Here is a 25,113-nt window from a genome sequence, read left to right on the forward strand (position 1 = left end):
ATGAGTGAGATGACACTGTCTGAGGCGTTCAAGTCACCAGTAACCCATGCAAGAACAAGCAGAGAAATCTGCCAGCAGTACGCCGTTAAGGCACTAACCCTGTTGCTTTTGGTTGTCTGCTTCGTCTCGTTGGCTGTTGGGCCAACAGAGGTTTCAGTCTCACACATATTCGGTGCAATTGATTACTGGCTCTTTGGTGATGAAACCGCACTCACTCTCCGAGACAAAGTCGTTCTGATGGATATTCGTATGCCAAGAACGGTACTTGGATGTCTTGTCGGCGCCTCTCTTGCTGCCTCCGGTGCGATGATGCAAGGCTTGTTCCGAAACCCCCTTGCTGATCCGGGTTTGGTGGGAGTTTCATCAGGTGCTGCCCTCGCCGCAGTCTGCGTGATCACTCTGTCTTCCGGTCTGCCTGCATGGATTTTGGATGACTATTCGGTCTACCTCCTCCCATGGGGGGCTTTTGTCGGCGGAGCTGCAACAACCGCCCTGCTCTACAAAGTCGCAACCTGTCGAGGTCAAACCTCCATCGCGACCATGCTGCTGGCAGGCATTGCGCTTGGCGCATTATCTGGTGCTGTCACAGGGTTTCTCGTTTTCGGTAGCACAGACGAAGAACTCAGAGACCTGACATTCTGGGGCATGGGCGGACTGGGAAGTTCCACATGGCCAAGAGTCTGGTCCACACTTCCTTTTGCTCTGGCTGTGCTCGCTTCTCTCCCATTCATCGCAAAAGGTTTGAATGCATTTCTGTTGGGTGAAGCTGAAGCCTTTCATCTGGGGTTCAACACACAGCACCTCAAACGTTTGATTATTATTCTGGTTGCGGGTGCAACCGGAGCCTCTGTTGCGGCGGCTGGTGCAATTGGCTTTGTCGGGATTGTTGTGCCCCACGTCTTGAGACTGCTCATTGGACCAGACCACCGCTTCCTCCTGCCATCTTGCGCGTTGCTCGGTGCATCCTTACTGGTTGCCGCTGATGTTGTTGCCAGAACGGTGGTCGCGCCTGCTGAACTGCCAATCGGCATCATCACGGCAATTATTGGCGCACCTGTGTTCCTTTCCATCCTGCTTGGCCGCAAAAACCAAGTCCAATTGTGAGGATTCCAGATGCTTGAGGCAATAAACATCACGGTTAGCGTTGGCACAAAAAAACTTCTCCGAGACGTCTACTTCCGCAGTTGTCCGGGAGAACTGACAGTAATCATCGGCCCCAATGGCGCCGGCAAATCGACGCTTCTCAAGTGCCTGACGGGTGATTTGTCGCCATCTGAAGGCGACGTAATGCTGGATGGAACGTCTATCTGGTCAGTCCCGGCAGTTGAGCTTGCAAGCCGCCGTGCGGTGTTGCCTCAAAGCTCGCAGCTGTCCTTTCCGTTCTCGGTTGAAGAGGTTGTTATGCTGGGTCTGGTCTCCGGCAGTCATGGCCTAAGCGCAAAGCAATTACGTCCACGCGTTTTGGAAGCTCTGGATCGTGTCGGCCTCACGTCCTACCTGAACAGGTACTATCAGGAACTGTCTGGCGGCGAAAAACAGCGTGTTCATTTGGCTCGTGTGCTTTGTCAGGTTTGGGAACCAAGACAAAATGGCCGTGCCAACTATCTGTTTCTGGATGAACCGACCGCGAGTTTGGATCTAAAGCACCAGATCGACGTACTCGAAACAGGCCGTAACTACGCCAATGAAGGTGGCGGTGTTATCGCAGTCCTTCATGATATCGATCTGGCCTGCGTCTATGCCGACAAGATCTTTGTGTTGAACCACGGCAAGCTGGTTGCCCACGGAACGCCGCAGGATGTTGTAACAACCGACCTGCTCCGCTCGGTCTACCACCTTGATGACCGCATGCTGGAAACCAAGTGGGGTCATCTGGCAAAAGGCCAGAACCTCGGCAAATCCTGGTCAGAGCTACGTCCGTCCTAAGTACAGCATAATCATGCTTTGCGGCCTGTGTTCCCGGATGCGTGGCGCAGGCCGTTTATTCCGCTGTTTAAACAGCCCCGACGCAAGTACCCTAAAGATCGTCCCGCCGCTTAAGGCGCTTTTTCTCGATCTTCTCTTCTTCCTCATTGATGAGATTAAGCGGATGAAGCGAAAACTCGCCTTTGATCGGTGCTTTGCGCTTGAGCACTCTGGAGCGAGCCGCCCACCTGTTTTTCACGGCAAGAAACAAGAGTGCAATGGATGTAAAGCACAGAGCCAAAGCCATGCTCATAGCGATTGTGGCCATAGCTTCCTCCCAGAATAAGCTAGTCACCATTCTCATTCTGGGGGCAAATGCCGATCACTAAAATCAGCAATGTATGCGGGTAGAATTTTAGGGATTGTTTAGGCAGTCTGAGTCGGAAGCCTAATGGTGTGTGCGGTACATGTGATATCCGCATAATTCACAAGAATGTGTAGGTACATATCCTAAAGTAATACGAGCCAAATAAGGCAAATAAGGCAGCTTAAACGCCAATAAAATACCAAAGGTCTTTCTAAATCTATAGAATCGTTAAGCTGCGGAAATACTGAGAGAAAACAGAATCTTCAGATTCCAAAAACGGTATTCTGTGATGTAAAACATTGATTCGCAGAGATTTTTTTAAATTCGTCTGTAATAAATACTCCATTTTTCTTTCGAAATTTGGCCCCAATTTCCAGAAAAATCAGCCCCGTCGAACGCGGAAGCGATCAGATGCACTGCAAACAATGCGCTGTTGGAAACGCAAAGAACAAAATTGCAGTCAGATCGTATCAGCGTTCGTTTTTTAACGAGAGCGGCTCGGTGAGCCTTCCGGACCTTAGCAATTCGGCTTGCTCCATTAATTTCGGAGTTGTCTGGAACCTCTCAATAAAAACTGAGGGAATACAATGGACTATCGTGGCACATATGACGAATTCCGTGACGCATTGCGGGCTTTCGAATCCGGTTGGGATCGCGAAAGATACAACGACGGCAGAATTCAGGATTGGCAGCTCAACGAATGGGCAGGCGGTCCGGTGCAAGACTTCTTTCCAGAGTATGACAGTTGGGGGGATCTGAACGACGACCAATGGAGTGCGATGTCTTATCGCTCCACCAACTCACTTGGGTTCGTCGGCTACCAGTTTGGTGAAGCCCTGCTTATCGATCTGGGCTATTATGATGATGATGTCTTCTACGGCAACGGCGCAGCCACCAACACTTGGGATGGCACCTGGACCGGTAAGAATGGCGTCGATTCTCTAGAAGAATTCATGACTCCTGAAGCTCAGGAAGTCGCTATCCAGGAAGCGTTTGGCTTCAACCTCCAGATTATTGAAAATGGATTGTCCAACAGTGGTCAGTCATTGGATGACTTCATTGGACAGGAATTTACCTACGAGCAGAACGGTCAGGATGTCAGCGTAACCCTCACACTGACGGGTATCTTGGCTGCAGCCCACTTGCGCGGTGCTTACGGTACACTCGCTCTCCTGCAAGGCGGCAACGTTTCTCAGGATGAGTACGGTACTTCTATTCTGCAATATGTTGAGCAGTTTGGCGGCTTTGAAAGCCCAACTGTTGACGAAGCAATCGACTACTTCCAGGATCGTCTGACTGGAGAAGAAGGCCTGAACGGCCCTCTGCCAGGCGTTGGTGTTCCAAAAGAAGATGCCGATGTGGTTGTTACCTGGTCCTATGGTGAACAGGAAGTCGTTAGCGATTTTGACACTGAAGACGGTGTGATCTTCGTTGACTGGATCAGTGCTGACCAGCTTGAAGTGACCGAGACACCAGACGGCGTGCTCTTCTCTATTCCATCCAATGGTGGGCAGACGCTACTCCTGGCCGGAGTTGCCCTTGCTGACCTGACATTGGCTAACTTCTCCATTCAGGATGCGTCAGCTGCTGAGTTGATCAGAGACCTTGTTGGCGGAAACACTCAGCCAGAAGAACCAACCGATCCTGTTGATCCGGTAGACCCTGTGGATCCCGTTGACCCGGTAGACCCTGTAGATCCGGGTGATGGTGACGATGGTCACGGTCACCCAGGCGATGGTGATGACGGTCATGGTCATCCAGGTGACGGCGATGATGGTCATGGCGGTCATACTGGTGACATGTATATGCTCGGTCTGGACAGTGAGTCTCAGGTCATCGCAGACTTCGATCCATCCTCTGACATGATCCATATTCTGGAAGGTGTGACTGGCGAACAGTTCGAAATCTTCGAAGAAAGCGGTGATGCACTCGGACAAACAGTCCGCATCGTGATCACTGATCAGTTTGGTAACATCATGTCCACCACCATCTTCCAGGGTGTGACACTCTCCGATCTGTCTCTGGCAAACTTCTCTGTCGCAGAACAGTCTGCGTTCAACGAAGTCGTCTCTGCCATTGGTGAGACCGTTGAAGTGCCGGACCCAAGTCAGGGCGGCGGATACGAGCTTGTTTACGACAATGACGGTTCAAACCCACCAACAGTCACCGGCACGACCGATGAAGGTGGTTCTAAGTTCCGCGCTGACGTAAACGCAGACGATATCGTTGGCTTTGACCCTGATCGGGATGAGCTGGACTTCGGCGGAACTTCTGTGCACGGTCTCATCGTGACAAAGTCACCTGCCGGTGAAATTGTTCTCGACAGCCCATGGAGCTCTTCTGCACAGATCGTGCAGGGCGTCACCTACCAGGATGTCGATATCTCAGACTTCGGAGTGGTCGGCAATGAACACCTCCGTCAAGATCTTGGTGGCGTGGTCTCTTGGGAACAAGGCGTGGGCCCTCGCGAAGACGACACAGTCTACATCCGGTCCCACGAGTACGGCGTACACGAAGTTATCTCTGACTTTGACCCATCATCCATGAAGATCAGCTTCCTGTACTACGGTACACGTGAGCGTCTGAGCGTTGAAGACACTGATGACGGTTTGCTGATCTCTACTCTGCCAAGTGGTCAGAGCTTCCTGTTCGAAGGCATCTCCCTTGATGATCTGGTCCCAGGTCAGCTGGAGTTCCACTTCGATCAGGTCATGGAAGATAACCTTGAAGTCCCATTCGGCTTTGATCAGGATGACGTTACCCTCGTCAGCCGTGAAGGCCTGTTGACTCCGGAAGCGCCAGCTGGCGACACAACGGATGGCCACCAGACCAGACCGGGTGACTTCGGTCCAACCGATCCGGTTGATCCAGTCGACCCAACTGATCCAGATCCGGACCCAGTTGATCCAGTCGATCCGGTTGACCCAGTTGATCCGGGTACAGGCACTCCAGGTCAGGTTCCAGGTGATGGTGTGGTCGTGTTCACATGGGCTTGGGGTGAAAACAGCGTTATCACCGACTTCAACCCAGCGGAACATAAGATCAGCATTGGCTGGATCAGTTCAGACCAGATCAGCTTCACAGAATCTGAAGACGGTCTCGTGATCTCCCTGCCATCAAACGGTGGTCAGACCCTCCTGCTGGAAGGTGTGTTCCTTGAAGATCTGAATGCCGATAACTTCGACATTAAAGATCCATCTACATTGCAGGAAATCCTTGACCTGCTCAGCGGTGAAGGTTCACAGCCACCTGTCGACCCAACCCCGGATCCAGATCCAACTCCGGACCCAGACCCAACTCCAGATCCTGACCCGGTCGATCCTGTAGATCCAGTGGATCCGGTTGACCCAGTTGATCCGGGTGATGGTTCACCTCGTGAATTCACACTGGATTGGCAGTGGGGCAAGCAGGAAGAAGTCGCAGACTTCAATCCAGAACAGGATACCGTGAACATCGGTTGGATTGGCGGCGGCCAGTTCGAAGTGGAACAGACTGACAATGGTGTGTTGTTCACTCTGCCGGGTAACGGTGGTCGGTCACTTCTGCTGGTTGGCATTGTCGTAGCCGATCTGACAGCAAACAGCATCATCGCAAATGATGCAGCTGCTCAGGCTAAGATTGATGACTTCCTGTCAAATGCAGAAAATCTGGCAGATGTGGGAACACAGTCCGAAGCGGAAAGTGTAGATTCAACCTACATTCCAGAGGCTCCTGAAGCATCAACCACTGCACAGGAAGCAGCTGCTTCCAATAACAGAGATGATGATGCAGTTGCCGCTCCTGCTGCTCAGGAAGCTGAACAGGAAACCGGCCCACGTGAGGCTCAGAATGCTCCTGAACCAGCTCTTGCAGCCGCGGCCAGTGGCAATGGAGCAATCGGAGGCGATACCGTCGAGATCAATTGGGATTGGGCATCAGAAGAAGTCATCACAAACTTCGACCCTGCTACCGACACCATTGATTTTGGTAACCTGAATGCATCACAGGTTCAGATCACGGAAGAGAACAATAGTGTTGTGATCGAGGTTCTGGACAACGGTGGTCACACCTACACCTTGAACGGCATTAGCGTGGAAGACCTTTCTGCGGAGAATTTCGAAGCTGACGACTTCAACACCATCGTAACTGAAGATGGCGGTGTTGTAGATCAGATGCATTCGATCAATCAGGACGATAGCCTGATCTGATTGGCAAGCTAATCAAAAGAACTGCTCCCTCCCGGTAAATGCCGGGAGGGGGTTTCTTGCTTTAATCCCCGAAGCAATTGGGAGAAAGCTTATGCCCGGCAGCCAACGACAGACAGAATCTGTAATCACCAATGCATTCAGATCTCTAAGGTCCGCACTGCTTGGAATTGGTGGCGTCAGCATGCTGTTGAATATTTTGATGCTGACAGGACCACTTTTTATGCTGCAGGTCTATGACCGTGTGCTGGCGAGTGGGTCGGTTCCAACGCTCGTCGTTTTGGCGACCCTTGTTGGCGTTCTTTTTATTTTCTATGGAATTCTGGAAACGCTCCGCAGTCGCGTTTTGTCACGTCTTGGGCAACGTGTAGATGCCCAGCTCTCTGGTGTTTCCTACGAAATCTCAACAAGCCTACCGCTTATTCTCGGCCCTAAAGGTGCCAAGATGCGCCCGGTTCAGGATCTGGATCAGGTGCGCAGTTTCCTTTCAGGCCCTGGCCCAGCTGCTATCTTCGACTTGCCGTGGATGCCGCTCTATTTCGGTATCGTGTACCTCTTCCATCCTTATCTTGGCATGTTGGCAATCGGTGGTGCTTTGGTCATTTGTGCACTTGTTGGAGTGAATGAGTTCACCTCTCGCAAACCCTCAAGTGAGGCTGCCTCCGAAACGAACCGTCGCTCTGCCATTGTTGAAGCCAGTCGGTCCAATGCCGAAGTCATTCAGGCAATGGGCATGATGGAGACAATGAAAAACAGATGGCACAAGGGCAATGATGCCTATTTGGTTAAGCAACGCAAAGCGGGTGACAGAGCAGCCTTTTTTGCTACAGCGGTCAAAACTTTCCGTTTTATCCTGCAGTCCGCTATGCTTGGCATGGGCGCATGGCTGGTTATCCAGCAAGAAGTAACCTCAGGTGTGATGATTGCGTCTTCAATCATGTCCTCCCGTGCTCTGGCCCCTGTTGAGCAGGCAGTATCCCAATGGAAGGGCTTCTTGGCAGCTCGACAAGGCCTTGCTCGTCTACGCAAGGTGATTGAGAACAAAGATGACACCGGTCAAGTGATGGAACTGCCTCTTCCGCATCAGAAAATAGATCTGGACGGTGTGGCTTGTGGTCCGGTTGGTATCCGCCAGCCAATTGTGCAAGGTATTTCGTTTACTCTTGCTGCAGGCGAAGGCCTTGGCGTGATTGGCAAGTCAGGTTCTGGAAAATCGACATTGTCTCGCTCGATTGTCGGCATCACCAATGCTCTGACAGGATCGATCCGGTTTGATGGGTCTGAGCTTGATCAGTGGACGTCGGAGCGCATCGGTGAGTTTGTTGGCTTCTTGCCTCAGGACATTCAGTTGTTTGACGGCACGGTTGCGGAAAACATTTCCCGCTTCAAGGAAGATGTAAATCCAGATGATGTCATCGAAGCCGCGAAAATTGCCAGTATCCATGAGTTCATCACAGGCTTGCCGGATGGTTACAACACGATTATCGGCAGTGGTGGCTATGCCTTATCTGGTGGTCAGCGCCAGCGTATCGCCCTCGCCCGTGCCATGTATGGTGAGCCTTTCCTCATCGTTCTGGATGAGCCCAACTCCAACTTGGATTCTGAAGGCGAAGCCTGCCTTACCCATGCGATCAAGTTGATGCGGGGCCGGGGTAAGATCGTCATCGTGATTGCTCACCGTCCAAGTGCGATAGCAGCGGTTAATAAGGTGCTTGTGCTCAATGATGGTCGACAAGCCGCTTTTGGTCCGCGAGATGAGGTTATGAAGCAACTTGTAACCCCGGTTCAAACTCAGCAAGTCCCGCAAAAAGCAGCAATTAAAGCTCCTGCCAAACGAGGAGCAGCATAATGTATAATCATTCTGAAAGTGACAAGCAGATCAAGGGTAGCATTAGATTCCATCTGATCTGCGCTGGTCTTCTGGTTGTTATCCTTGTTGGAGGCGTAGGCCTCTGGGGCGGCCTGATGGAAATCCGCGGCGCGATCATCGCGCCCGGTACTATTGTCGTTGAAACCAACACCAAGAATGTGCAGCACATGGAAGGCGGAATTGTCCGCTCCATCATGGTGACTGATGGGGATACCGTTGATGCGGGAGACACCCTGCTCCGCCTTGATGACACGGTGACCCGCGCCAACCTTGCTGTCGTGACCAAACAGCTCGACAATCTTTACTCGCAGGAAGCCCGTTTGATAGCTGAGCGTGATGGAGAAGAAGAAATACTCTTCTCAACACGAGCCACAGATGATGCACATTCACAGGTCCTGAACACCATTCAGGAAGGGCAACGCCGGATGATGGTCGCGAAGACCAAGAACCTGCGTGGCCGACAGGATCAGATGCGTGCTCAGATTCAGCAGTATAAAAAGCAGATAGATGGACTGTCTCAGCAAAGAGATGCCAAAGAAATTGAAATCAGCCTGATCGATGGTGAATTGGAAGACCTCAACAAGCTGCTGGCCAAAAGACTGGTCACAGAGTCCCGTGTCACAGCCCTCAAACGCGAGAAAACCAAGCTTCAGGGTGAGTATGGGGACTTCATAGCTCAGGTCGCTAAGACAGAAGAAGCCATCGCAGAACGCAATATTCAGATCATGCAGATCGAAGAAGATGTGCTGACAAAGACACTGGAACAGCTTCAGCAAGTCCGGGCAGAGGTTGCCCAGCTTGAAGAAAAGAAGATTGCTGCACAGGATCAGCTGATGCGCATGGAAATCAAATCACCTCAGTCAGGCACAGTGCATGACCTGACCATTCACACCATCGGCGGTGTTATCGCTCCCGGAGAGGTGTTGATGCAAGTTGTGCCACGTGAAGACGTTCTGGTGATTGAAGCGCAGGTACAGCCAATCGATGTGGATCAGTTGACGCCCAATCAGGAAGCAACGATCCGCCTGCCAAGCTTTGATCAACGCACAACACCCGAGCTGACAGCTCAGGTGAAGACGATCTCACCTGATCTTTTGGAAGACCCCAAAACCGGTCTCAGCTTCTATATGGCAGAACTGACAATCTCAGAAGATCAGCTGGACAAACTGGGTGGTAAAAATCTGGTGCCGGGTATGCCGGTCGAGGCGTTCATTCAGACAGAAAACCGCACGGTGATCTCATACATCATGAAGCCAATGGTCGATCAAATCGCCCACGCAATGCGAGAATAGGGGCGCCTTGTATCGCCGAAAACTGGAAATTGGTTTTCGGATAGAGATACGCGAATAAAAGCCCCTACTCTGCTCATTCAAAAAGATGCTTGAGGCAGCTTACCAGCCAGCCTCAACATCCCCCATCTCTACATAGATGCTCTTGACCTGAGAGTACTGATCCAGCGCCCACTGACCATTCTCACGGCCAATGCCGGAGTTCTTGAAGCCACCAAATGGCATCTCGACCGGGGTCAGGTTGTAGTTGTTGATCCAGCAAGTGCCAGCTTCCAACTGATCAATCACACGATAAGCGCGCTGAATGTCTTTGGTGAACACTGCAGCAGCCAAACCAAACTCGGTGTTATTGGCGCGGCGGATCACGTCAGCTTCATCATCAAAGTCCAGCACACACATCACAGGGCCAAAGATCTCTTCGCAAGCAATGCGCATGTCGTCTTTGACTTCAGTGAAGATGGTTGGCTGAACAAACAGTCCACGACCAAGGCCAGCCACCTGCGGACGACCGCCACCAGCATAAAGAACAGCACCCTCGCTCTGGCCAATCGCGATGTAGTCCATCACTTTTTCAAGCTGAGCTTTAGAAACAAGCGGTCCAAGCTGAGTGTCTTCATTCAGCGGATCACCAATAAGGATCTTCTCGGTCCGCTCTTTCAGACGCTTCAGGAACTCATCCTTGATGGAAGAGTGCACGAACACGCGTGTGCCGTTGGAGCAGATCTGACCGGTGGAATAGAAGTTCGCGTTCATCGCTGCAGCAACGGCATTGTCGATGTCACTGTCTTCAAATATCACCACCGGAGATTTGCCGCCCAGCTCAAGGCTCATGTGCTTCAGCTGAGAAGCTGCCTTCTCAGCAACCTTCATACCGGTTGGCACGGAACCCGTCAGGGAAACCTTGGCAATTTCAGGATGGGAAACCAGAGAAGCAGCTGCTTCACGGTTTGCCTGCACCACGTTGAACACACCATCCGGCAAGCCAGCTTCACGGAAGATCTCGGCCAGCTTGAGCGCAGAAAGGCAAGTCACTTCAGATGGCTTGAAGATCATCGCATTACCAGCAGCCAGCGCCGGAGCAGCTTTCCATGCAGCAATCTGGATTGGGTAGTTCCAAGCGCCAATGCCAAGGCAAATGCCCAGTGGCTCGCGCTTGGTCAAGGCATAAGAGCCACCCAGATCGATGTGTTCGCCGTTAGAGGTAGCCGCAACGCTTGCAAAATATTCCAGCGCTTCAGCACCAGAAGCAGCGTCAGCCACCAGAGTTTCCTGCAGCGGCTTACCCGTATCAAGCGTTTCCAGCTCGGAAAGCTCACGGTTGCGCTCACGCATCAGGTCAGCAGCCTTACGCAGAACGCGGGAGCGCTCAGCAGGTGCCATGGAACGCCAGATCGCAAAGCCCGTCCGTGCGGATGCAACAGCTTTGGTGATGATTGCCGGTGTTGCTGAGTGAACCCGCGCAATCACTTCCTGTGTTGCAGGGTAAAGGCTGAGGATCTCCTCACCCATCGTGTCTTCAACGTAAGTGCCGCCAATAAAGTGAGAGCCACCAGGCTGCGCACGCAGGGATGCATTTGTCAGGTTATCTGTTTTCGTCATTTCTTAATCCAACACTTACCGTTGTTCGTTCTGCCAGTTCGGGTGAACCCACGCCTGCTTATCACTGGCAGGAAGCATACCTTTTCCGAGAATATGGTCTGCAGCCTTCTCACCAACCATGATGGAAGGTGCATTGAGGTTTCCGTTCGTAATCTGCGGGAAGATGGAGCTATCCGCAACGCGCAAACCGTCAACACCAATCACACGACATTCGCTGTCAACCACAGCACTTTCGTCATTCGCGTCACCCATCTTACAGGTGCCACACGGATGGAATGCGCTCTCGACATGTTCTTTGATGAAAGCATTCAGTTGATCGTCGCTTTCAACGTCTTTGCCTGGCTGGATTTCCTTGCCGCGGAACGGATCAAATGCCTGCTGAGCAAAGAGCTCGCGTGTCAGGCGAATGCACTGGCGGAAATCTTCCCAATCGTCTTCATGGCTCATGTAGTTGAACAGCACGTTCGGCTTGTCCATTGGGTCCGCAGATTGCAGCGTCACCGCACCGCGAGACTTGGAGCGCATCGGGCCCACATGAACCTGATAGCCATGGCCTTCAGCTGCCGCCTGTCCGTCATAGCGTACCGCAAATGGCAGGAAGTGGAACTGAATGTCAGGGTACATCACGCCCGCTTTGGAGCGAATGAAGCCGCAGGTCTCAAAGTGGTTGGTGGTGCCCAGACCAGATTTCGCCAACTGCCACTGAGCTCCGATCACGCCTTTGGAGATCAGATTCCAGTGCTTGTAGAGCGTAATCGGCTGAGTACATGCCTGCTGAATATAGAGTTCCAGATGATCCTGAAGGTTCGCACCAACACCCTTGCGGTCTGCAATCACATCAATGCCCAGAGCGGACAGAGCAGCTGCATCACCAATGCCGGAATGCATCAGAAGCTTTGGAGAGTTGATGGAAGATGCAGAAACGACAACTTCGCGGGAGCATTTGACTTGGTGTACCTGCCCGCCACGTACATACTCAACGCCAACAGCACGTTTGCCTTCCATGAGAATGCGATTAACGTGCGCGCCGGAGATGATCTCCAGATTCTCGCGGCCTTTGATGGGCCAGAGATAAGCGTTGGAGGCGGACCAGCGACGGCCATTGTGCACCGTCATCTCCATATCGCCAAAGCCTTCCTGACGATAACCGTTGTAGTCGTCAGTTTTGGCGTAACCAGCCTCTTCACCGGCCTGCACAAAGGCATCGTAAAGTGGGCTCCAGCGTGTACCGCGAGAGACGTAGAGCGGGCCGGACTTTCCGCGCCAATCTCCGTCGACCTCGGTGTTCTCAAGGCGCTGGAAGTAAGGCAAAACGTCTTGGTAACCCCAGCCTTTCGCTCCCATTTCCTCCCAGCTGTCAAAGTCGCAGGCATTGCCGCGCACATAGACCATGCCGTTGATGGAGGAAGAGCCGCCAATCACCTTACCACGTGGCAAAGCAAGCTTACGCCCATCCAGATGCGGCTCGGGCGCACTCTCATAGCCCCAATCGTAACGGGACATGTTCATGGGATAGGACAAGGCAGCGGGCATCTGGATAAACGGACCGATATCCGTACCACCAAACTCCAGCAAAACCACCTTGTTTTGGGGATCTTCAGAAAGACGGTTTGCCAGGGCGCATCCAGCAGAGCCGGCGCCTACAATAATGAAATCTGCAGTCATTGTATTCTCTTGGGCTTGAAGCCGTATTCCAGTTATTATTGTGTAGTTTCTGTCGTTTCAAAGCTGTCGAAACATTTCTTCACGTAGTCCTGAACCAGCATTGTTGCCGGTGACCCGTCAGGTCGGTTTGTCGTCAGTACGCATTGCAGCCAGAGCCCGTCAATCATCGCAGCTGTACCTTCTGCCGCTGTAATCGCCGTCTCACGATCTGTGACGCGGTGGTATTCCGCAGTGAGGTTCGAGATCAGCCGTCGGTGGTAGATCTGAAGCAACCGGCGTGTTCCCGGTTCCGTTCGTGCAACCACATAAAACGCAAACCACGCCGAGATAACGGAGGGCTGAAACTGCTCATCGCTGAAGTTGGTATGGATGATCGCATCGATCCGCTCCATAGGGGTTTTCGTCTTGAGCAAGCGCTTGCGGGATTGCTTGCTCAAGTCCGTCAGCAAAAAGCTCATGGTCGCGTTGAAGACAGCTGCCTTCGAGCCAAAGTAGTGATGTGGCAGACCCGTCGAAACGCCGGCATTCTTGGCAATATCTGCCATTGTCGTCGCTGCGTATCCCTTTTCATGGATCGCTTTGATCGTTGCCATAATTATCGAGGTTTTGCGTTCCTCTTCCATTCCGACCTTAGGCATTTGCGCCGAACTCACTCCAAGATTATTTTTATTGAACGTTCAATCAATAAAAATAGTTCTTAGAACATTTCTGAGCTTTTGAAAAGTATTGCACTCAGATTTATCGTAATTAATATCTGACGGAGAGGTTGCCTTTAGTCCATCGGGTGTTTATTAGCTTTAGTGAACGAAGGAATTTGAAAATTTAATTGTCACCTTGATAGTGTTTGGGACATGTTTTCTACACAATTCTACGGCTCTATTAAATAAATATCGAAATTGGGGAGATTTACATGAGTGTTGCTAGTGGCCTGATAAAGAAACTTTCTACTTCTGCTTCAGTACTATTACTAATCACTGGGTCAGCTCTCGCTGCAGAAGCGGAAGCCTGTAAAACTGTACGCTTCTCCGACGTGGGCTGGACAGACATCACCGCAACCACCGCCACAGCGACGTCTGTGCTGGACGCGATCGGTTACGAAACAGACGTAAAAGTACTTTCCGTTCCAGTCACTTATGCGTCTCTCGCAAACAACGATATTGATGTATTCCTCGGCAATTGGATGCCGACAATGGAAGCTGATATCGCGAAATATCGTGAAGCTGGCACCGTTGATACTGTTCAAACCAACCTGACTGGCGCCAAGTATACTTTGGCTGTTCCTAAGTATACCTATGACAAGGGTTTGAAGGACTTTGCGGACATCGCAAAATTCTCTGGAGACCTTGATGGCGAGATCTACGGCATTGAAGCGGGCAACGACGGTAACCGTCTGATCCTCGATATGATCGAGAAAAATGCGTTCGGTCTCGACAAATTCGACCTCGTCGAATCATCTGAAGCTGGCATGCTGTCCCAGGTCGCGCGTAAAACCCGCAAGAACCAAGACATCGTCTTCCTCGGTTGGGCACCGCACCCAATGAACTCCAATTTTGAGCTGAAGTACCTCACCGGCGGTGACGAGTTCTTCGGTCCAAACTTCGGCGGCGCTGACGTTCTGACCAACACCCGCGCAGGTTACTCTGCTGAGTGCGCGAACATGGGCAAATTCCTTCAGAACCTCACCTTCTCCCTGCAGATGGAGAACGAGATCATGAACGGCATTCTGAACGACGGTGAAGAGCCAACAGACGCAGCAAAAGCATGGATCAAGAAGAACCCTGAGGCTCTTGATAAATGGCTTGCTGGCGTAACTACTTTTGACGGTAAAGATGGTCTTGCTGCTGCAAAGACTGCATTCGGCCTCTAAGGGGCATTACCGAGCATGAATTGAGAGGCGGATGCGATACACTCGCAGTCCGCCTCTTAGCGCATTATTCCAGAACACTCCGGCACCTGGAATAACCATTGCGCACTGGGGCAAGCTGCTTGTCGGTACCAATAATTTTGTATCCTGCCCTACAAATGAAATGACGTTAACGCGTTGACACACAATAACAAAATCTGAGGTTTCCCGTGGAGTGGCTAACAGAGCACAAACTACCCATCGGCAAATGGGCCAAGTGGGGAGTTGACTGGCTCACCGACAATGCAAGTGGCTTTTTCGATGCGATTTCCGTTGCAATCGAATGGCTCATCGACAGTGTACTATGGGTTCTACAAGCCCCTCACCCGCTCGGCATTGTGGTCATTGCCACAGCTTTGGCCTTTGTGGTCAGAAGGTCCTTCGTCTTTTCAGCGTTTGTTGCGGTGAGCCTGCTGCTCATCATCAATCAGGGCTATTGGGATGAAACCACAGAAACGCTGGCGCTGATCCTCAGCTCCACCTTTATCTGTATGTTGATTGGTATTCCTGTCGGCGTTTACTCCGCGCATCACCCTAAGTTCTTCTCATGGGTACGCCCTGTGCTGGACTTGATGCAGACAATTCCTACGTTTGTTTATCTGATCCCTGCGCTGATCCTTTTTGGTCTTGGCGTAGTTCCGGGCCTGATCTCAACCGTCGTTTTCGCCCTGCCTGCTTCAATCCGCCTGACACAGATTGGTGTTGCCTCCACGCCGCTGCACCTGCTCGAAGCCGGTGAAGCCTTTGGCGCCACTTACTGGCAGAAGCTCTTTAAAATTGAGCTGCCATATGCGCTGCCAAACATCATGGCTGGCTTGACGCAAACCATCATGTTGTCACTGTCCATGGTTGTGATCGCTGCCCTTGTCGGCGCGGACGGCCTTGGTGTTCCAACACTTCGTGCGTTGAACACAGTGAATATCGCAAAAGGATTTGAGGTTGGTATTGCAATCGTGCTGATTGCTATTGTGCTTGACCGTTTCTTCAAGAGCTCAGAAGAAAAGGGCAGTAAAAAATGACCAATCCTGTTGTTTCCTTCAAAAACCTGTCCATCGTCTTTGGTGATCAGCCCGATGCTGCCCTGCCCCTGATTGATGCAGGCAAAGACCGCGCTGAGATTCAGGAACAAACCGGCCAGCTGGTTGGTGTTGCCAATGCGACCTTCGACATCCAGCAAGGAGAGCTTCTCGTTCTCATGGGCCTGTCCGGCTCGGGCAAATCCACCCTGCTCCGCGCTATCAATGGCCTTAACAAGGTCTGCCGTGGTGAAGTGCTCGTTGCTGACGACGGTGAACAAGTAAACCCAACCACCTGCTCTACCTCGCGCCTGCGTAAACTGCGCCGCGAACGTGTTGCCATGGTATTCCAGCAGTTCGGCCTATTGCCTTGGCGCACTGTGCGAGACAATGTTGGCTTCGGCCTGGAACTCTCCGGCATTCCTAAGACCCAGCGCCTTGAACGTGTCGAAGAGCAACTGGAGCTTGTTGGTCTTGGCGGCTGGGGCGACAAATACGTGCATGAGCTTTCCGGTGGCATGCAGCAGCGTGTTGGTCTGGCGCGTGCCTTTGCAACAGATGCTCCAATCCTGCTGATGGATGAGCCGTTCTCTGCACTCGATCCTCTCATTCGCAGCCGTCTGCAGGATGAGCTGCTGGAACTGCAGGAAAGATTGCACAGAACCATTGTGTTCGTGAGCCATGATCTCGACGAAGCTGCCAAAATCGGCAACCGCATCGCCATCATGGAAGGTGGTCATGTGGTGCAGATCGGTACTCCGCAGGAAATTGTGAAGAAACCAGCGGATGAGTATGTTGAGTCCTTCGTCGCCCACATGAACCCGCTCAATGTGCTGCATGCTGAAGACATCATGACTGATCTCTCGCAGATGAGTGCTGATGTGATCGTGAGCGTTGAAGAGATGCCAAAGTGCACAGCAAAGCAGATGATCCGCGAAGTGATTGAAATGAAACGCCACAGCGCAGGTCCAATCGCGGTTTATCGCGGAGACCGTCCGGTCGGCATCATTCGCGAACAGGAAATCATGGACTGTTTCGTTTAGGACGAAGAACATTCATCGATTCTAGACAGGCGCATCTGCAAAGATGCGCCTGTTTTCGTTAACCTAAGAAATCTTCAGGCATTCGCGGCCTAAGAGTTGCTTTAGAAGAATAGTGCTCACTCAGCTTTCGAGTGTTTGCATATTTTGACGAGTGGAATTACAGAGAAAGACGTTTTTATTTAAAAATTTTGGATCGTGCCATGACTATTGAAGTTGCTCAGGGAAATCCGGGTTCACCAAAGCGGAGTTATATCCTCTTTTCTGGCGGTTCGTTCTTCGGACGTATTATGGCATGGGTCACTCTAACGGTTGCCACGCTGGGTATTTACCGCTTCTGGGCGATGACGGGCCTGCGCAGATCTCTTTGGTCCGCGACCCACCTCGAAGGTGATCATCTTCGCTACCATGGCACGGGCAAAGAGCTTTTCATTGGTTTCCTGATTGCTCTGGCGATCCTAATACCATTCTACGCGCTTGGTTTCGGCCTCCAGTTCATGGGGCCGATTGCAACAATCGTTGGTTTCGGTATCATGTTTGTTGTTGGTTTTCTGCTGACACCCTACGCACTGTTCCGCCGCCGCCGATACCTGCTGACCCGCACAAGTTGGCGCGGCATTCGCTTCCACATGCAAGGCTCTGCATGGCGTTATGTAGGCGCATGGCTTTTCTGGACTATCTTATCAGTCATTACCCTGGGTATTGCTTTACCATGGCGCATGGCCAAGCTGGACAGAATGTTGACTGAAGTCAGTTACTTTGGGAACCAGCGGTTCAGTTATTCAGCAACCGCAAAGGACTATTTTGATGCTCTGATACCTGTTTATGCAATCACACTACTACCCGCTGCATTTATCTTGATTGCGGCGGTATATACTCAAGGTAAAGCCCTCGCCTTCCTACCGCTCGTAATTTTGTTATCTATGCTTCTCTGGCCTCTTGCCATGGCGAGAATCTTTCGCCTTCAAACCAACTCAACCAAGATCGGCGATGTCGGCTTTGAGAGCTATATTGGTGCTTCCAAGTTCTACGGAGCCTACATTATTCATGGCGTGCTCGTCGGCGTGGGTGTTTCAATTGTAGGTGCGATTGGTACTGTGTTAGCGCTAACCGTTGGAGTTCAACTAGAGCCGCAGAATGGCTTTTTCAGTCTGGCTTTCCTGCCAGTTTTTGCCCTTTATTATGGCGTTCTGCTATTCGCGAATATGATGGTTTTGCAAGTTATGCTGTTTGAGTGGAAGATGAGCAGCATGGTGGTCATCAACGCGCACAGCGTAAAGGATGCAATTGCTGCTGGTGATTTGGAAAATGCAGTCGGCATGGGGCTCGCTGATACACTTGATGCAGGATTTGAAGTGATCTGACCATGAAGCTACTGCTTGGAAACGCTGAGTTTTTTGACGGCACTTCTACCGCTGTACGCAACTGTCAGATCTGGTTTGACTACGATGAGATGATCCTGACAGATCTGGCGGGCGATCAGGAGTATACGCGATGGTCTGCAGCGAAATTGCTCTGCGACTGGACATCTCCATCCGCTATGGTCGTGGAGGTGAATAAGCCCACCAGCACCGCCTACGTCAAAATCACGGATGTAGAGACTGCAAAATCCGTTGAACGTAAAATTCGTTTGGTAGCAGGGCTTCCTAAGCGTGAAAACACAAAGAAAATTGTGTTCGGCAGTTTGGCATCCATTGCCCTAATCGCGGTCGCTCTGATCTTTTTCCTGCCTGCCTTCTCAAAATACGCGGTTCACAACGTGCCAAAGTCATGGGAAGCAGAGCTTGGCAAGAACGTTGAAGAAACACTGATCCCGGCTTTGAGTGAAGAGAAGATCTGCAAGGCATCAACGGGTCAGGCCGCTTTGGAGCAAATGGCAAAACGCCTCACACAAGGCATGGATTTGCCGTTTGATCCGGTGCTGACGGTGGTTGAAAGCAAGATACCTAACGCCTTCGCCCTTCCTGGTGGCAGGATCACAATTCTCTCCAACACGTTGGAAGTAGTTGATAGTCCTGATGAACTGGCAGCAGTGCTGGCGCATGAGCTTGGCCATGTCAAACACCGTCACTCCATGCAGCAGCTCATCAATGTAGCAGGCACAGGTATCGTCTTTTCCATGTTTATCGGAGACTTCACCGGCGGCAGCATCATCGCCAGTGTGGGTGAAGCTATGCTCGACAGTTCTTATTCCAGAGACATGGAGCGCGAAGCTGACTTGTTTGCGGTCCAGATGCTGGAAAATGCAGGCGTAGACCCAACCGGATTGGCCAGCTTCCTCGAGAAAATCTCGAAAGAGCACCACGACGAAAATGCCATCTCACAGGCTTTGGGCTTCCTCTCCAGCCACCCACCGACGAAAGAGCGCGTGGATACGCTGAACGAGATTGCTGATCCGGAAGCTCCAAAAAATCCGGTCCTCAACAAGTGGCAGTGGGAAAGTTTGAAAAACATCTGCTCTGAAACAGCAGAGCTGAGCGCATAGGAGTTGAGTGGCTGGGAACCAAACTCCCAGCCATAAAACGACATTAATCCAACAGCCTGCCCAATCTCACGGCAGTCTTGCCAACCAGCAGGCGACGACTTGGCATAATGAGCACGCAGTTGTCGTGTGGTGTTGTAACTGGCGTGTCACCATCCATCGCGATCACTGTTCCTTTCTCGGCAATCACCTCCATCCCGAGGTAATCTTCGCTGAAACGGAAACTCTCATTCTGAACCGTAACAGGTGCCACGATTTCTATCGTCTTTTGCGGAACCAGCGGTGGCTGCTCAGCAAGAAATACCTCGCCAAAATTAGCTGACACGCATTCTGTTGCGCGTAGGAACCGGATAGACGCTGCAATCGCCCGCGGCCCAGCTGCAGCTTCCCAATGTTGCCCGGCTTCCAGCAAAAGAGCGGCCTTTGGACTGGCCGGCTCGCCAAACCCATCATAATCACGCAGTCGTTTACCTTCCGCATGGCCAGAGTCGCAAATAATCCATTCAGGATCAGCCACTTGTTTGGCTAAAGCTCGGCCTTTTTCTTGGTCTCCAGCCAGCATCAGCGGCGCATTTTTGTGCTGTATACTGTGCAGATCGAGCAAGTAATCAACGGTTTCAACAACAGGGCGAACCTCGCGTGCGCGTTCCAGTTCACGCGTGACTTCAGGGCCATTCAGCGAACAGTTTTGCCAGACACGATTGAAATCCTGATCCAGATACCGCGACGCAGTTGGGTCATTCCGATCAAATGAGTTGTAAGCCGCCACGTTCATAAAAGCGAAGCTCAGCTTGCCTTGAACAGGGCGAACTTCCTGCTTGAACAACCAATCCAGAGCAACCGCACCACACGGCTCATTGCCATGCACAAGCGCAGATATCATTACATGAGGGCCAGCTGTGCCGGAATCAAACGTGGTGATCCAGTCCACTCCGGTATTGCCGACTTTATAGGGCAGGATATCAGGGAAATCGATTTCGATAGGGTAAGCTGTACTTTCAATAATCATGGCAATGGTCCTTGAAAAGCAAAGGTCACACCAGCCTCAAAACGCATCTAAGCTGGTGTTGAATATGGGTCCTCAATCTCAAAGGCGCGCGTAAATTCAATGAATTTTCTGGCGATCGGAGTGCTCGGTGTCGTTGCAGGCAATATGAAGGCGTTGAGGTAGGAAATACGCGGCTTAAAGGGTAGAAAAACCAGCGTTTCTGGATGGTTTCGCGCCACAGGAAACGGGTTGAGGACGCTAACACCAACACCTGCATGCACCAGCTCACTCACGGAGACGGCGGTAGAAGATTCGGCAACAATATTAGGCCGAATTCCCCGTTCCGCAAACATGCGCTCCAAAATCGCCCGCACGGGAAACCGGCGGGTGAGGGCGACGAAGTCCTGCCCGTCAAAGTCCTCGGGCTCAATAAACGCTTTGCTGGCAAGGGGATGGTCTCGATGCAAAACTGCATGCGCAATGGCAGAACGCAGCGGTTCCAGCGTTAATCCAGCGTGCTTGGAAAGCCCGTCAGTGATCCCCAGATCGGCATGCCCTTCGGCCACATGATTGCGAACGTCAGAGGATGTACCAATCTCCAGTTCAACCTTTTGCCCTGGATAAGCCTTGATAAACGCCGCCATCACGCCAAGCAGAAAACGGTGTGAGATCGTTGGCGGCGCAGCAAGGCGCAGCGGCTTGCTGCTGTGCTGAGAAACGAAGGTCTCGTTCTCAATCCCCGCCAGCATCTCAAAAACAGGTTCAAGCTTCTCATTCAGAGCCAAAGCATCAGAGGTTGGCACAAGCCGACCGCTCTCCCGATTAAACAGCGTTTTGCCGAGACGTTCCTCCAGATGCTTGATCGCGCGGCTCACTGCTGGTTGCGAAATACCAAGGCGAGCAGCGGCGGCAGTTGTTTTGCGAACGCTGATGACAGCGCGTAAAACTTCAAACTCGCGCAGGCTGAGACGGGGACGTGTAGGGGTATCTGACATAGTTCTATGCGTTTTGATTATAAAATTTTGAATGACAATGTTGAAAACACATACTACGGTTTAAGTCAACCGCAAAGCTCTACCGGTGATTTGCCCGTTTTGGCAGAAGCACACTCATATAAAGAAGCAGCGGGTTTGTTACTGGGCGAATGAATTTTAATCGCCAGAGGGAACGAAAATTTTGAGGGGGGAGCAGCAATGATTAAGCTGCACAAATGGTTTGCTGGAACAGCAAGTGCCATGTTGCTTATGGGTGGAATAGCGTCTGCTGAAGATCTGACGATCGGCTTGTCGTCAGAGCCAAGCGCGATCGACCCGCACTACCATAATCTGGGCCCGAACAATATGATCGCCTATCATATGTTCGATCGCCTTATTCACCAAAACGAAAAACAGCAGCTGCAGCCTGGCCTCGCAACCAGCTGGAAGCCAATTAATGCCACCACATGGGAACTGAAACTGCGTGAAGGCGTGGTGTTCCATGATGGCAATCCGTTCAATGCAGATGATGTGGTGTTCTCATTTGAGCGCGCACCAAATGTGCCAAACTCACCATCCAGTTTTGCCACCTACACCAAAGGCAAAACGGTCAAAAAGATTGATGACTACACAGTCCATATCGTGACTGAAAAGCCTTATCCGCTTGTTCCTAATGACATTTCAACCGTCAGCATCATCTCTGTAGAAGCGGGCACTGATGCAACAACCGAGATGTACAACTCCGGCAAGGCAACGGTTGGCTCAGGCCCATACAAGTATGCTGAGTACGTGCCGGGTGACCGCATCGTTCTGGAAGCAAACCCGGATTACTGGGGCGACAAGCCAAAGTGGGACAAGGTAACCTTCAAGCCAATCAAATCCGGCCCATCCCGCGTGGCCGCTTTGCTGGCTGGTGATGTTGACTTAATCAACGGCGTCCCAACAACCGACATTGAAGTGCTAAGCAGCAACGACAAAGTCTCCTTGTGGCAGGGGCCATCCAACCGCGTCATCTACTTGCATCTGGATCATGACCGTGACGACAGCCCGTTCGTGAAAGCCATGGGCGGTGGGGCCATCAAAAACCCGCTGAAGGATCAGCGTGTTCGTGAAGCGATCTCCAAGGCCATCAGTCGTGATCTGATCGTTGAACGTGTGATGGAAGGTGTCGCTGTTAAAGCAGGCCAGCTTCTGCCGGATGGCTTCTTTGGTGTCAGCGAAAACCTGAAGCCGGTCGAATACGATGCAAAGGGCGCGAAAGCGCTGCTGGCTGCTGCTGGCGTTGGTGATGGCTTCGAACTGCGCATCCACGGCCCGAATGACCGTTACATCAACGATGCCAAGATCGTGGAAGCTATCGCACAGATGCTTAACCGCGTTGGCATCAAAACCGATGTGGAGACCATGCCGCGGTCTGTCTACTTCAAGCGTGCATCTCGTGGTGGACCAAACAACACGCCCGAGTTCTCAATGGTTCTCGTGGGGTGGGGCGCTGGTTCTGGCGAAGCATCGTCGCCACTGCGTTCTCTCATCCATACCTACGACAAGAGCCAGGGCTTCGGCTCTTCCAACCGTGGCCGCTACTCCAATGCTGAAGTAGACGCCATGATTGAAGAAGCTCTGGCAACTGTCGATGATGAAAAGCGTCAGGACTTGCTCGCAAAAGCAACCGAGATCGCCATCAACGATCAGGCGATCATTCCGCTGCACTATCAGGTGAATACTTGGGCAACCCGCAAGGGCCTCGAGTACCTGCCTCGCACGGATGAATACACCCTGTCCTGGGGCGTATCCGCTGATTAATCGCACGCAAACAAAAGACCGGCATAGCGCTTATGCCGGTCTTTTTCTTTTCTAAGGCCAACACACATCTCAATTATTTCAATGGGTTGGCTTTACCTGCGAAAGATTTAAAGACATGTCTGTCTTCGTTCTCAGGCGCCTGATGCAAAGTGGCATAGTCATGATTGCTATGTCCGTCATTGTGTTCTTTGGCGTGAATGTGGTGGGGGACCCCATCGATATGCTGGTCGCACCGGATGCGGATCAGGCCGAGATTGAGCGCGTCATCCGCGACTTCGGCCTCGATAAGCCTGTGTGGCAGCAATACACGGTCTTCGTCAGCAATGCTTTTAAAGGAGATCTGGGCACCTCCTTTATCTTTGGTGAGTCTGCGCTCAAGCTCATTGTTGAGCGTATGCCTGCCACGCTGGAGCTCGCCTTCATGGCGCTCCTCATGGCCATAATCATCGGAATTCCGCTCGGCCTCTATGCAGGGCTGCGTCCCAACGCCATTTCCTCACGCCTCATCATGAGTGGCTCAATTCTGGGCTTTTCGCTACCCACATTCTGGGTAGGCATCATGATGATCATGCTTTTTGCCGTGATGCTCGACTGGGTGCCCGCCACAGGGCGTGGAGATACCATCTCGGTGCTCGGCATGCAGGTCTCGTTCCTCACCGCAGATGGCTTCTCTCACATCGTTCTCCCGGCACTTAATCTTGCACTCCTGAAAATCTCACTGGTGATCCGCCTGACACGGGCAGGGGTGCGGGAGGTCATGCATATGGATTTCATCAAATTCGCTCGCGCCAAAGGTCTGTCTGCCAACCGTATTGTTATGGTGCACCTGTTCAAGAACATCATGATCCCCGTGGTTACAGTCCTCGGCTTGGAATTCGGCTCTCTCATTGCTTTTTCGGTAGTTACAGAAACCATCTTTGCTTGGCCCGGCATGGGCAAGCTGCTCATTGATGCCATTCAGCAGCTCGATCGCCCGATCATCGTGGCCTACCTGATGATCATCGTGGTGCTCTTCGTCGTCATCAACCTCATTGTTGACATCCTCTATTCCATTTTGGACCCGCGCGTGCGGCTTCAGGATGCGACGAACTAAGGGGCATCTCATGACCATAGAAACAAGCCTCAAACCACCACGAAAGCAGCTCTTTTCTGGCGATACTCCCATGAGCCGCTTCCTCTCAGAGTTTGTTGAGAGCAAAGTTGCCGTCGTCGCTGCGCTCCTGCTGTTCACAATCATCATGGCCGCACTGTTTGCCCCATGGATCACCCCGCAAAACCCTTATGACCTTGCCCAAGTCAGCGTGCTGGATGCACGCATGGAGCCAGGAGAGCAAAGCTTTGACGGGTACACCTTCTGGCTTGGCACAGATGGGGCAGGGCGTGACCTCTTCTCTGCAATCCTCTACGGCCTGCGCATCTCGCTCTCTGTTGGTGTCACCAGCGGCATCATCGCACTCATCATCGGCATGTCCGTCGGTTTGATCGCAGCTTATGTTGGAGGCCGTACAGAAACCTTCATCATGCGTATCGTAGACCTGCAGCTTTCCTTCCCAGCCTCTCTGGTTGCTTTGATGTTGCTGGCATTGATGGGCAAAGGCGTCGACAAAATCATCCTCGCCCTCGTCGTAGCGCAATGGGCCTACTACGCCCGTACGGTGAGGGGGACAGCCCTTGTTGAACGTGGGAAGGAGTACGTGGAAGCCGTCACTTGCCTTGGCCTCAGTCATGCCCGCGTGCTCTTCCTGCACATCATGCCAAATTGCCTGCCACCACTCATTGTGGTGGGAACGGTTCAGACCGCCCACGCCATTGCGCTGGAAGCAACCCTGTCGTTCCTCGGTGTTGGCCTGCCGCAAACAGAACCATCTCTCGGCCTGCTCATTGCTAATGGCTTTGAGTACGTAATCAGCGGCAAATACTGGATTTCAATCTTCCCCGGCATAGCCCTGCTTGTCACCGTGGTTGCCATCAATCTGGTGGGCGATCAGCTGCGTGATGTCCTCAACCCGCGCCTGAGGAAGTGAGGAT

Annotated in this window: 20 protein-coding genes; 14 read left to right on the forward strand and 6 right to left on the reverse strand. The window is 52.1% G+C overall.

The genetic code is table 11. The features are described from left to right. A complete protein-coding gene (locus PsAD26_RS01960) occupies positions 1 to 1,104 on the forward strand; it encodes an iron ABC transporter permease (protein WP_063309064.1) in 1,104 nt (367 codons plus the stop codon). A gap of 9 nt (positions 1,105 to 1,113) precedes the next feature. Next, complete coding sequence (locus PsAD26_RS01965) at positions 1,114 to 1,926, forward strand: heme ABC transporter ATP-binding protein (RefSeq protein WP_063309065.1); 813 nt, start codon at positions 1,114 to 1,116, stop codon at positions 1,924 to 1,926. 91 nt (positions 1,927 to 2,017) lie between these two features. Here PsAD26_RS01965 and PsAD26_RS01970 read toward each other — a convergent pair whose 3' ends face one another. Continuing rightward, complete coding sequence (locus PsAD26_RS01970; RefSeq protein WP_063309066.1) at positions 2,018 to 2,233, reverse strand: hypothetical protein; 216 nt, start codon at positions 2,231 to 2,233, stop codon at positions 2,018 to 2,020. A gap of 626 nt (positions 2,234 to 2,859) precedes the next feature. Between PsAD26_RS01970 and PsAD26_RS01975 the strand changes: the two genes are divergently transcribed. The 3 genes from PsAD26_RS01975 to PsAD26_RS01985 all read left to right on the forward strand — a co-directional run bounded on the left by PsAD26_RS01975 (position 2,860) and on the right by PsAD26_RS01985 (position 9,618). After that, positions 2,860 to 6,459 carry a hypothetical protein gene (locus tag PsAD26_RS01975; protein ID WP_063309067.1) on the forward strand — a complete coding sequence of 1,200 codons (3,600 nt, stop codon included), beginning with the start codon at positions 2,860 to 2,862 and terminating at the stop codon, positions 6,457 to 6,459. A gap of 91 nt (positions 6,460 to 6,550) precedes the next feature. Further along, positions 6,551 to 8,305 carry a type I secretion system permease/ATPase gene (locus tag PsAD26_RS01980; RefSeq protein ID WP_063309068.1) on the forward strand — a complete coding sequence of 585 codons (1,755 nt, stop codon included), beginning with the start codon at positions 6,551 to 6,553 and terminating at the stop codon, positions 8,303 to 8,305. After that, a complete protein-coding gene (locus PsAD26_RS01985; protein WP_063309069.1) occupies positions 8,305 to 9,618 on the forward strand; it encodes an HlyD family type I secretion periplasmic adaptor subunit in 1,314 nt (437 codons plus the stop codon). Before PsAD26_RS01980 ends, PsAD26_RS01985 begins: the two co-directional genes overlap by 1 nt. A 99-nt stretch (positions 9,619 to 9,717) precedes the next feature. On the opposite strand, the gene betB is transcribed toward PsAD26_RS01985, so the two are convergent. Genes betB through betI form a run of 3 tightly spaced genes read right to left on the reverse strand, consistent with a single transcriptional unit; the run spans position 9,718 to position 13,517 of the window. Beyond that, entirely contained in the window at positions 9,718 to 11,181 is a 1,464-nt protein-coding gene (gene betB, locus PsAD26_RS01990) for a betaine-aldehyde dehydrogenase (protein ID WP_193758238.1), read from the reverse strand. Between the two features lie 48 nt (positions 11,182 to 11,229). Next, positions 11,230 to 12,879, reverse strand: a complete 1,650-nt coding sequence (gene betA / locus PsAD26_RS01995; protein WP_063309071.1) for a choline dehydrogenase — start codon at positions 12,877 to 12,879, stop codon at positions 11,230 to 11,232. A gap of 35 nt (positions 12,880 to 12,914) precedes the next feature. After that, positions 12,915 to 13,517, reverse strand: a complete 603-nt coding sequence (gene betI, locus PsAD26_RS02000) for a transcriptional regulator BetI (RefSeq protein ID WP_063306035.1) — start codon at positions 13,515 to 13,517, stop codon at positions 12,915 to 12,917. 272 nt (positions 13,518 to 13,789) lie between these two features. Between betI and PsAD26_RS02005 the strand changes: the two genes are divergently transcribed. From PsAD26_RS02005 to PsAD26_RS02025, 5 genes are all read left to right on the forward strand, one after another. Continuing rightward, positions 13,790 to 14,746, forward strand: coding sequence for a choline ABC transporter substrate-binding protein (locus PsAD26_RS02005; protein ID WP_057463117.1), 957 nt, complete (start codon positions 13,790 to 13,792; stop codon positions 14,744 to 14,746). 206 nt (positions 14,747 to 14,952) lie between these two features. After that, a complete protein-coding gene (gene choW / locus PsAD26_RS02010) occupies positions 14,953 to 15,801 on the forward strand; it encodes a choline ABC transporter permease subunit (protein WP_063300353.1) in 849 nt (282 codons plus the stop codon). After that, positions 15,798 to 16,841 carry a choline ABC transporter ATP-binding protein gene (gene choV / locus PsAD26_RS02015; protein WP_063300352.1) on the forward strand — a complete coding sequence of 348 codons (1,044 nt, stop codon included), beginning with the start codon at positions 15,798 to 15,800 and terminating at the stop codon, positions 16,839 to 16,841. The genes choW and choV overlap by 4 nt, the downstream gene beginning before the upstream one ends. 200 nt (positions 16,842 to 17,041) lie before the next feature. Continuing rightward, complete coding sequence (locus tag PsAD26_RS02020; RefSeq protein WP_063309072.1) at positions 17,042 to 18,202, forward strand: DUF898 family protein; 1,161 nt, start codon at positions 17,042 to 17,044, stop codon at positions 18,200 to 18,202. Positions 18,203 to 18,204: 2 nt separating this feature from the next. Next, positions 18,205 to 19,323: a M48 family metallopeptidase gene (locus PsAD26_RS02025; protein ID WP_063309073.1), complete on the forward strand. Its 1,119-nt coding sequence runs from the start codon at positions 18,205 to 18,207 to the stop codon at positions 19,321 to 19,323. A gap of 43 nt (positions 19,324 to 19,366) precedes the next feature. On the opposite strand, the gene PsAD26_RS02030 is transcribed toward PsAD26_RS02025, so the two are convergent. Further along, positions 19,367 to 20,329 (reverse strand): M14 family metallopeptidase, encoded by a 963-nt coding sequence (locus tag PsAD26_RS02030; protein WP_063309074.1) that lies wholly within the window; start codon positions 20,327 to 20,329, stop codon positions 19,367 to 19,369. Positions 20,330 to 20,376: 47 nt separating this feature from the next. Continuing rightward, a complete protein-coding gene (locus tag PsAD26_RS02035; protein WP_063300348.1) occupies positions 20,377 to 21,303 on the reverse strand; it encodes a LysR family transcriptional regulator in 927 nt (308 codons plus the stop codon). A 6-nt stretch (positions 21,304 to 21,309) separates the two neighbouring features. Between PsAD26_RS02035 and PsAD26_RS29605 the strand changes: the two genes are divergently transcribed. The 4 genes from PsAD26_RS29605 (at position 21,310) to PsAD26_RS02050 (ending at position 25,109) form a co-directional block, all read left to right on the forward strand. Further along, positions 21,310 to 21,456 (forward strand): hypothetical protein, encoded by a 147-nt coding sequence (locus tag PsAD26_RS29605; protein ID WP_193758237.1) that lies wholly within the window; start codon positions 21,310 to 21,312, stop codon positions 21,454 to 21,456. A 45-nt stretch (positions 21,457 to 21,501) separates the two neighbouring features. Next, a complete protein-coding gene (locus PsAD26_RS02040; RefSeq protein ID WP_063309075.1) occupies positions 21,502 to 23,085 on the forward strand; it encodes an ABC transporter substrate-binding protein in 1,584 nt (527 codons plus the stop codon). 115 nt (positions 23,086 to 23,200) lie between these two features. After that, positions 23,201 to 24,178, forward strand: coding sequence for an ABC transporter permease (locus PsAD26_RS02045; protein ID WP_063300346.1), 978 nt, complete (start codon positions 23,201 to 23,203; stop codon positions 24,176 to 24,178). A 10-nt stretch (positions 24,179 to 24,188) separates the two neighbouring features. After that, on the forward strand, positions 24,189 to 25,109 hold the full coding sequence (locus PsAD26_RS02050) for an ABC transporter permease (RefSeq protein ID WP_063300345.1): 921 nt from the start codon (positions 24,189 to 24,191) through the stop codon (positions 25,107 to 25,109). Positions 25,110 to 25,113: the final 4 nt, after the last annotated feature.

It is taken from the genome of Pseudovibrio sp. Ad26, assembly GCF_001623285.1.
GTDB classification, from domain to species: Bacteria; Pseudomonadota; Alphaproteobacteria; order Rhizobiales; family Stappiaceae; genus Pseudovibrio; species Pseudovibrio ascidiaceicola.

Bases quoted from the DNA above. Each gene is read 5' to 3' on its own strand.
- PsAD26_RS01960 (WP_063309064.1), top strand. From the start codon at position 1: ATGAGTGAGATGACACTGTCTGAGGCGTTCAAGTCACCAGTAACCCAT.
- PsAD26_RS01965 (WP_063309065.1), top strand. From the start codon at position 1,114: ATGCTTGAGGCAATAAACATCACGGTTAGCGTTGGCACAAAAAAACTT.
- PsAD26_RS01970 (WP_063309066.1), bottom strand. From the start codon at position 2,233: ATGGCCACAATCGCTATGAGCATGGCTTTGGCTCTGTGCTTTACATCC.
- PsAD26_RS01975 (WP_063309067.1), top strand. From the start codon at position 2,860: ATGGACTATCGTGGCACATATGACGAATTCCGTGACGCATTGCGGGCT.
- PsAD26_RS01980 (WP_063309068.1), top strand. From the start codon at position 6,551: ATGCCCGGCAGCCAACGACAGACAGAATCTGTAATCACCAATGCATTC.
- PsAD26_RS01985 (WP_063309069.1), top strand. From the start codon at position 8,305: ATGTATAATCATTCTGAAAGTGACAAGCAGATCAAGGGTAGCATTAGA.
- betA (WP_063309071.1), bottom strand. From the start codon at position 12,879: ATGACTGCAGATTTCATTATTGTAGGCGCCGGCTCTGCTGGATGCGCC.
- betI (WP_063306035.1), bottom strand. From the start codon at position 13,517: ATGCCTAAGGTCGGAATGGAAGAGGAACGCAAAACCTCGATAATTATG.
- PsAD26_RS02005 (WP_057463117.1), top strand. From the start codon at position 13,790: ATGAGTGTTGCTAGTGGCCTGATAAAGAAACTTTCTACTTCTGCTTCA.
- choV (WP_063300352.1), top strand. From the start codon at position 15,798: ATGACCAATCCTGTTGTTTCCTTCAAAAACCTGTCCATCGTCTTTGGT.
- PsAD26_RS02020 (WP_063309072.1), top strand. From the start codon at position 17,042: ATGACTATTGAAGTTGCTCAGGGAAATCCGGGTTCACCAAAGCGGAGT.
- PsAD26_RS02025 (WP_063309073.1), top strand. From the start codon at position 18,205: ATGAAGCTACTGCTTGGAAACGCTGAGTTTTTTGACGGCACTTCTACC.
- PsAD26_RS02030 (WP_063309074.1), bottom strand. From the start codon at position 20,329: ATGATTATTGAAAGTACAGCTTACCCTATCGAAATCGATTTCCCTGAT.
- PsAD26_RS02035 (WP_063300348.1), bottom strand. From the start codon at position 21,303: ATGTCAGATACCCCTACACGTCCCCGTCTCAGCCTGCGCGAGTTTGAA.
- PsAD26_RS29605 (WP_193758237.1), top strand. From the start codon at position 21,310: ATGCGTTTTGATTATAAAATTTTGAATGACAATGTTGAAAACACATAC.
- PsAD26_RS02040 (WP_063309075.1), top strand. From the start codon at position 21,502: ATGATTAAGCTGCACAAATGGTTTGCTGGAACAGCAAGTGCCATGTTG.
- PsAD26_RS02045 (WP_063300346.1), top strand. From the start codon at position 23,201: ATGTCTGTCTTCGTTCTCAGGCGCCTGATGCAAAGTGGCATAGTCATG.
- PsAD26_RS02050 (WP_063300345.1), top strand. From the start codon at position 24,189: ATGACCATAGAAACAAGCCTCAAACCACCACGAAAGCAGCTCTTTTCT.